The sequence below is a fragment of the Bacteroides caecigallinarum genome (genome assembly GCF_021530995.1).
Lineage (GTDB): Bacteria > Bacteroidota > Bacteroidia > Bacteroidales > Bacteroidaceae > Phocaeicola > Phocaeicola faecigallinarum.
In genome coordinates, this window is the sequence record NZ_JADYTF010000034.1 from 20096 (window position 1) to 28150 (window position 8055).

General features: G+C 56.2%; 3 protein-coding genes. All 3 read left to right on the top strand.

Annotation, left to right across the window (positions count from 1 at the left end; translation table 11 throughout):
- Positions 1-112: 112 nt before the first annotated feature.
- Positions 113-565 (top strand): DUF1896 family protein, encoded by a 453-nt coding sequence (locus tag I6E24_RS06700; protein ID WP_205109218.1) that lies wholly within the window; start codon positions 113-115, stop codon positions 563-565.
- Entirely contained in the window at positions 552-6497 is a 5946-nt protein-coding gene (locus I6E24_RS06705; protein ID WP_235327276.1) for an N-6 DNA methylase, read from the top strand. Before I6E24_RS06700 ends, I6E24_RS06705 begins: the two co-directional genes overlap by 14 nt.
- A gap of 570 nt (positions 6498-7067) precedes the next feature.
- The coding region (locus I6E24_RS06710) for a DUF3575 domain-containing protein (RefSeq protein WP_235327278.1) at positions 7068-8055 on the top strand (988 nt) is incomplete at its 3' end.

The following is an 8055-nucleotide window of genomic DNA, read 5'->3' on the forward strand; positions in this document are numbered from 1 at the left end:
CTGTTTCTTTACATGGATTTAGTGGCGGCACTCGGAGGGATACCGGGTGCCTTTTTTCTTCTCCTTTATCCATATCAATATCCGATTTTTTCACCACTAAATCCATAAAAAGATGAAACAGAACAAGAAAACCGTTCCAGTGGAACTGTCCTATTACGGGCTGTACCTGCTGGACTACCTGAGAAAATACCATCCCGACAAAGCATCGGATACCGGTTTCATTGCCGGACGCGAAGAAGCCGCCACCGCCACTTTCGAGAAGGAAAGGCTGGCGGGCGGCACGGTGGAGGACGCCCACGAGGAAGCCATGCGCGTGCTGCTCGAAGGGCTGCACTTCTCTCCCTACGCCCTGCTGACGGAGGTCGTGGAGAGGGAGTTCGCCGACGAGGTGGCGGAACAGGAGCGTGAACCGTTCTGCCGCAGGCTCTACCCCCACCTGAACAACCTGTTTGCCGGTTACGACACGTCGGATGACACCTTCGCCCTGTCACCCGCGCATGACCTGCTCTACACGGAGCTGGTAGGAACCGTCATGCTTTATCTGGAGTCCTATGGCGTTCAATAGGAAACAGAAGCTGAGGGACAACATCGAGGCGGTACGCACGGCGTTCACGCTTGACCGGGAACGGCGCACCCCGACGGAAAGGGAACGTGCGCTGCTGGAGCGGTACTGCGGCTTCGGAGGGCTGAAGTGCATCCTGAACCCGGCAAAGGAACTGGCAGATGCCGTGCATTGGGCGAAATCCGACCTCGAACTGTTCGCCCCGACGGTGGAACTGCACCGTATCATCAGGGAAAACAGCAGGGATGAAACGGAGTACAAGCGGTATGTGGACTCGCTGAAAGCCTCGGTGCTGACGGCGTTCTACACGCCGCAAGCCATCACGGACACCATCGTGGACGTGGTCCACGACAAGAAGGTGCGACCGAAGCTCGTGCTGGAGCCGTCTGCGGGCATGGGCGCGTTCATCGCCCCGGTACTGTCGGACAATCCGCAGGCGGAGGTCATGGCTTTCGAGAAAGACCTGCTGACGGGCAAGATGCTCGGACACCTGTACCCGCAGCAGAAGATACGCACGGAAGGCTTCGAGAAGATAGAAAAGCCGTTTCTGAACCGGTTTGACCTTGCCATCTCCAACATCCCTTTCGGGGAAATAGCGGTGTTCGACCCGGAATACACCAATGGCTCGGTATTCAAAAAGATAGCGGCAAGGAAGGTGCATACCTATTTCTTTCTGAAAGGGCTGGACGCGGTGCGTGACGGCGGTATCGTGGCATTCATCACCTCGCAGGGCGTGCTGGATACGGAGGGCAACGGCGGCACACGCTACATGATGATGAGAAAGGCGGATCTGGTGTCCGCCGTCCGCCTGCCGAACAACCTGTTCACGGAAGATGCCAACACGGAGGTGGGGTGCGACCTGATTATCCTGCAAAAGAACGAGGGCAAGGAGGAACTTTCCGAAGAGGACAAGAGGTTGGGCGATGTCGTAAAGAACAACCATACGGGAATTTCCACCAACGGGTATTTTTTTGACCACCCGGAATACATCATCCACACCGACGCGAAAAGGGATACCGACCCATACGGCAAGCCGGCTATGGTATATACGCACAGCGGCGGCGTGGAGGGCATCGCCACGGACTTGTACCGGATATTGTCGGCGGACCTGTCGGCACGGCTGGACTTGGAACGCTACAACGGTGTCAAGACTGAAAAGCGTGAAACACAGACGATTTCCGTCCAGCCGCAAGTTCAGGAAGTACAACAGCCGAAGGTGGAAATAGAAGAAAAAACGGTACAGCCAAATGCAGAAGCGGTAAAATCCGCACCGCAGGTCGTGGAAACGAAACAGCACGAAGCTCCTGTAATGGACCTGTACGACCTGTTCGGCTACACGCAGGAGGAGCGCAGATTGGCGGAACGGGGACTGAAACCGGAGAGGAAGAAAGGAGCCAAGTCCAAACGCCGGAAGCCGGTGCAACCGTCATTGTTCCCGATGCCTGCTGACGGGCAGCGGGTAACGGCGGAAAAAGAAAATGAAGCGGCAAGAGGCAGAAGCGCGGAAACGGTTCCTGCCATCAGCCCCGAAGAGGTACGGGAGATGGAGGAAATCATCCGTCAAGGGGCGAACGGAATACCGGAAAGCCGGCACGAAGAGCCAGTACCCATGCACGGAAAGCCCGAAGGCGCTACCGCCCCAGCCGAAGACGATGACCCGGAGGATGCCGTTTACCGCAGTCTGGACTGGGAAACCAACCCTCCCATCAACGGATTCTATGAGATGATGATGTCACTCACACCCGAAAGGCGTGCCGAACTGCGCCGGATGGGAAAAGAAAAAATGGATGCCAATGCCGCCAAGCAAACGGCAGGGCTGTCGGAGACGAAAAAAGAAAAGGTACAGGCGAGGGAAACGGAACAATCCTCGTCCGTGCGCCCGGTCTATCCGGTAGAGAACGGCTTTGAGGCAGAGGGAAGAAGACGGATTGAGCGTGTGGAAAGGGAGATGCGGGAGGAGGAAGCAGCCCTGACACCGGAAGAGCGGCAACGCAGAAAGGAGGAAGCGATGATGCCCCGTCCGTTCAAGGGCATCATGGAAGCGCACCTAAAAGAAGGCTCATTGGTATGGGAACATACGGGCGGCGTCCGCTTCCAAATCGGGGTGCTGAAGGATGTCACCAAGTACGGGGCGACCTTCCAGCCGCTCGACATGGAGGGGATGCAGGCGCAGAAGGCGCAACTTTATATCGACTTGCGCAACACCTACGAGCGGCTTTACGCTTACGAAGCGGAGAACCACGAGGAGAACGCCCTGCTGCGCCGCAACCTGAACACCTACTATGACGAGTTTGTCATGCGCTACGGCAACCTGAACGCCAAGCACAACGCCAAGCTCATCCTGATGGACGCTTCGGGGCGCAACATGCTCTCGCTGGAGCGCGGCGAGGACGGGCAGTTCGTCAAGGCGGACATCTTCGACCATCCCGTCGCCTTCTCGCAGGAAACGCTTGTCGAGGTGGAATCGCCCGAAGAAGCCCTGTCTGCCTCGCTGAACCGGTACGGCGGCGTGAACCTGCCCTACATGGAATCCCTTTGCGACCTGCCGCAAACGGACATCTTGGAAGCGTTGAAGGGACGGGTGTTCTACAACCCGCTGGCGGACGGTTACGAGATAGCCGAGCGCTTCATCGCCGGGAACGTGGTGCAGAAGACCGCCGACGTGGAAGACTGGATAAAGGAAAATGAAGGGCACGGGATGCTGCCGCAGGCGCAGGAGTCATTGGCGGCATTGCGCGAAAGCATACCCGAACAAATACCGTTTGAGGATTTGGATTTCAATTTCGGGGAGCGGTGGATACCCACGGGCGTGTATGCCGCCTACATGAGCCGCCTATTCGACACGGAGGTTCGGATAACCTATTCGGAAAACATCGACGAGTATGCGGTGGCGTGCAGCCACAAGACAATGAAAATCACGGACGAGTTTTTGGTGAAGGGCTATTACCGCCACTACGACGGCATGAACCTCCTGAAGCACGCCCTGCACAACACCTGCCCGGACATGATGAAGGCTGTCGGCAAGGACGAGCACGGCAATGACATCAAGGTGCGTGACAGCGAGGGCATACAGCTCGCCAACGCGAAGATTGATGAAATCCGGGGCGGCTTCACGGAGTGGCTGGAGGAACAGTCGCCGGAGTTCAAGAAGCGGCTGACGGACATGTACAACAACAAGTTCAACTGCTTCGTGCGTCCGAAGTACGACGGCTCGCACCAGACCTTTCCCGGACTTGACCTGAAAGGGCTGGGAATCACCGACCTGTATCCCAGCCAGAAGGACTGTATCTGGATGCTGAAACAGAATGGTGGGGGTATCGCGGACCATGAGGTGGGAACCGGCAAGACGCTGATAATGTGCGTGTCGGCATACGAAATGAAGCGGCTGGGACTGGTACACAAGCCGATGATAATCGGGCTGAAAGCCAACGTGCGCGAGATAGCGGAGACCTACCGCAAGGCATACCCGAATGCCCGCGTGCTGTACGCATCGGAGAAGGACTTTGAGGCGGCAAACCGCGTGCGATTCTTCAACGATATACGGAACAACGACTGGGACTGTGTCATCATGTCGCACGACCAGTTCGGAAAAATCCCGCAGTCGCCGGAGCTGCAACAGCGGATATTGCAGGCGGAGCTGGACACGGTGGAGGAAAATCTGGAAGTGCTGCGCTCGCAGGGCAAGGACGTGTCGCGGGCAATGTTGAGGGGACTGGAGAAGCGCAAGTTCAACCTGCAAGCCAAGCTGGACAAGGTGGAACACGCTATAAAGTCGAGGACGGACGATGTGGCAGACTTCAGGCAGATGGGCATCGACCACATCTTCGTGGATGAGTCGCACCAGTTCAAGAACCTTACGTTCAACACCCGGCATGACCGTGTGGCGGGTCTGGGCAACTCGGAAGGCAGCCAGAAGGCACTGAACCTGCTGTTTGCCATCCGCACCATTCAGGAGCGGACGGGAAAGGATCTGGGGGCGACGTTCCTGTCGGGCACGACCATCAGCAACTCGCTGACGGAGCTGTACCTGCTTTTCAAGTACCTGCGTCCGAAGGAGCTGGAAAGGCAGAACATCCGATGCTTTGACGCATGGGCGGCAATTTTCGCCAAAAAAACAACGGATTTTGAGTTCAATGTGACGAACAACATCGTGCAGAAGGAACGCTTCCGCTACTTCATCAAGGTGCCGGAACTGGCGGCGTTCTACAACGAGATAACCGATTACCGCACGGCGGAGGATATTGGCGTGGACCGTCCGAAGAAGAACGAGATACTGCACCACATACCGCCCACCCCGGACCAAGAGGTGTTTATCGAAAAGCTGATGCAGTTCGCCAAGTCGGGCGACGCGACGATATTGGGCAGACCGCCACTCTCGGAAACGGAGGAAAAGGCGAAGATGCTCATCGCCACGGACTACGCCCGGAAAATGGCATTGGACATGCGCATGATTGACCCGAATTACGAAGACCACCCGGACAACAAGGCGAACCATTGCGCCAAGACGATAGCGGAGTATTACCGTAAGTACGACGCGCAAAAAGGCACGCAGTTCGTCTTTTCGGATTTGGGCACGTATCAGCCCGGTGGCGGCTGGAGCGTGTACACCGAAATCAAACGCAAGCTGGTGGAGGACTACGGAATACCCGCAAGCGAAATCCGCTTCATTCAGGAATGCAAGAACGAGAAGGCGCGGAAAGCGGTGATAGAGGCGATGAACGAGGGTCATGTGCGTGTGCTGTTCGGCTCGACGAGTATGCTCGGAACGGGGGTAAATGCCCAGCGGAGGGCAGTCGCCATCCATCACCTCGACACGCCGTGGCGCCCGTCCGACCTGCAACAGCGTGACGGACGGGCAGTACGGAAAGGCAACGAGATTGCCAAGCTGTATGCGGACAACAAGGTGGACGTGATTATCTATGCGGTGGAGAAGTCGCTGGACAGCTACAAGTTCAACCTGCTGCACTGCAAGCAGACGTTCATCTCGCAGTTGAAAAGCGGCGCGTTGGGCGCACGAACCATCGACGAGGGGGCGATGGACGAGAAGTCGGGCATGAACTTCTCGGAGTACATGGCGATACTCTCCGGCAACACGGACTTGCTGGACAAGGCGAAGCTCGAAAAGAAAATCGCCTCGCTGGAGGGCGAGCGCAAATCGTTCCATAAGGGCAAGCGGGATTCGGAGTTGAAATTGGAGAGCAAGACCTCGGCGCTTAGGAACAACCAAGCGGTCATTACCGGCATGACGGAGGACTGGGAGAAGTTCACCGCAGCCGTACAGACTGACAAGGAGGGCAACCGGCTCAATCCTATCAAGATTGACGGGCTGGACACCACCGACGAGAAGGCCATCGGCAAGCGGTTGCAGGAGATAGCCAAGAACGCCACGACGGGCGGTCAGCCCAAACGCATCGGCGAGCTGTACGGCTTCCCCGTCAAGGTGGTGAGCGAGCGGACACTCAGCGAGGGGCTGGAGTTCACCGACAACCGCTTTTTCGTGGAAGGGAACTACAAGTACACCTACAACAATGGGCATCTGGCAATGGCGGATACCCATGCCGCCGCCGTGAACTTCCTGAACGCGCTGGAGAAGATACCTTCCGTCATTGAGCAGTACAAGGCGAAAAACGAAACGCTGGAGCGCGAGATACCGCAGTTGCAGGAGATAGCGGGCAAGACATGGAAGAAGGAGGACGAACTGAAACAGTTGAAGTCCGAACTTGCTGCCCTCGACCGCAAGATACAGTTGGAACTGGCTCCCAAACATGAAGAAACGACAAGCCAAGGGCAGGAACAAGGTGGCGGTCAGGATTTACCGAAAGCGGAGAACGTACCGAAGCCGGACGATGCAGCCCGTGACTACATCCGTGACCATATTATAATAGGCAGGCCGGGCATTCCTGAACGCAGGGAGGGACACGGTATGAAAATGTAACACAGGGCGGTACCGGGCATTTGTTCCGGTGCCGCCTTTCATCTATGGAGACACAAGGGATAAAAGCCGGGATTAGACAGCTGTAAAATGCCTTTCCCGAGGGCTTTTCCCCATCCCAGCCACTTTTGAAGAATTTTCGATTAAATTCTTTTCATATTTTCTTCAGTATCCGAAATTTTTTGTACTTTTGGAGCGAATATGGGTAATAGCACCAGTCAAATAAAGTTGAAACAGAACGAAAAGATTGACAATGAGAGCAGAACTACATACATGGAATAGGCTTTCCTGCCCGTCCGGGTCAGGAAACTTTTTTATATGGCTCTTTTCGTGCCTTTCTTCAGTGGTGTTAAGCATTATTAAGACAAATAATTTGCATATTCGCAGAAGGTTTATTACCCCCCCCACCATCCCCGAAACAGACTGTATATCAATAAGTTACGCAGAAGCGTTACATCGTTGTGCCAGGCGGCATACGAAGCATTTTTTGTGCTCGTATGCCGCTTGTGCTGTTTATATGTCCCGACAATACCACATACAAATCAGTAACCCATCAAAAACGTGGATAATACAATGAATATAATAAAGAAAACGATAACAGGCTTGATGCTCTTGTTTGTACTTCTGCCCCTTGCGGCGCAGGAGAAGCCCGATACGGTCTATACATTCCGCTTCGTCACCGATAAAGACATGTTCTATGTGCCTTTCAGCGGCAATGACAAGGAACTGGCTCGGCTGGAGCAATGCGTGGAGCGATACAGGCAGGAGATTCTTGCCGGGAAAATCCCACTCCATGTGGACGGCTGGTGCACCGCCGGAGAGAGTGAGGCTGACAACCTTGCGATGGCGAAAGTCCGCTCCAACCGCGTGAAGTCGGAACTCATCATCCGGCAGGGACTGACCGAAGCGTGCTTCGTCACGAAGAACCACTCCGGGAGCGGCGACTACGTGACGGTACGCATCAGCGTGCCGAAAGTGGCGACTGCGGCACAGAAGGACGAAAGGCAGCAGGACGGACAGGAAAGCGCCGATACACAGCAAGAGCAGCGCGAAACGGAAGAATCACGCTTTGTCGCCGAACAGATAAGGGCGGACAGCATGGTCGTGGTACATCCCGAAGCCTATGTTCCGGCGGAAACCACTGGGACGGCTGCGAAAGAAACCTCCGGCGCAGACAGCTACACGCTCTCCCTGCGTGCCAACCTGCTGCGCTGGGCGACGCTCACGCCCGACCTGGGCCTGGAGTGGCGCATCAGTCCGTCATGGGGAATCCTCGTGAACGGCTCGTGGACCTCGTGGTCGTGGAACGACAAGGACCGCCGCTACGCCCTCTGGGAGGTCATGCCGGAAGTGCGCTGGTATATGGGCAAGGAGAAGCGCGGCTACCTCGGTGCGATGTACAAGGCCGGGCAGTTCAACTACAAGTTCTCCGCCACCGGCAAGCAGGGCGACCTGATGGGCGGCGGCATCACCGGCGGCTACCAGCTGCGCCTGAATGACGCCCTGTCGCTCGACTTCAGCGTGGCCGTGGGCTGCCTGCACGCGGATTATGAGAAATACA

Excerpts from the sequence above, each read along its gene's own strand:
- I6E24_RS06700 (WP_205109218.1), top strand. The coding sequence starts at position 113 with ATGAAACAGAACAAGAAAACCGTTCCAGTGGAACTGTCCTATTACGGG.
- I6E24_RS06705 (WP_235327276.1), top strand. The coding sequence starts at position 552 with ATGGCGTTCAATAGGAAACAGAAGCTGAGGGACAACATCGAGGCGGTA.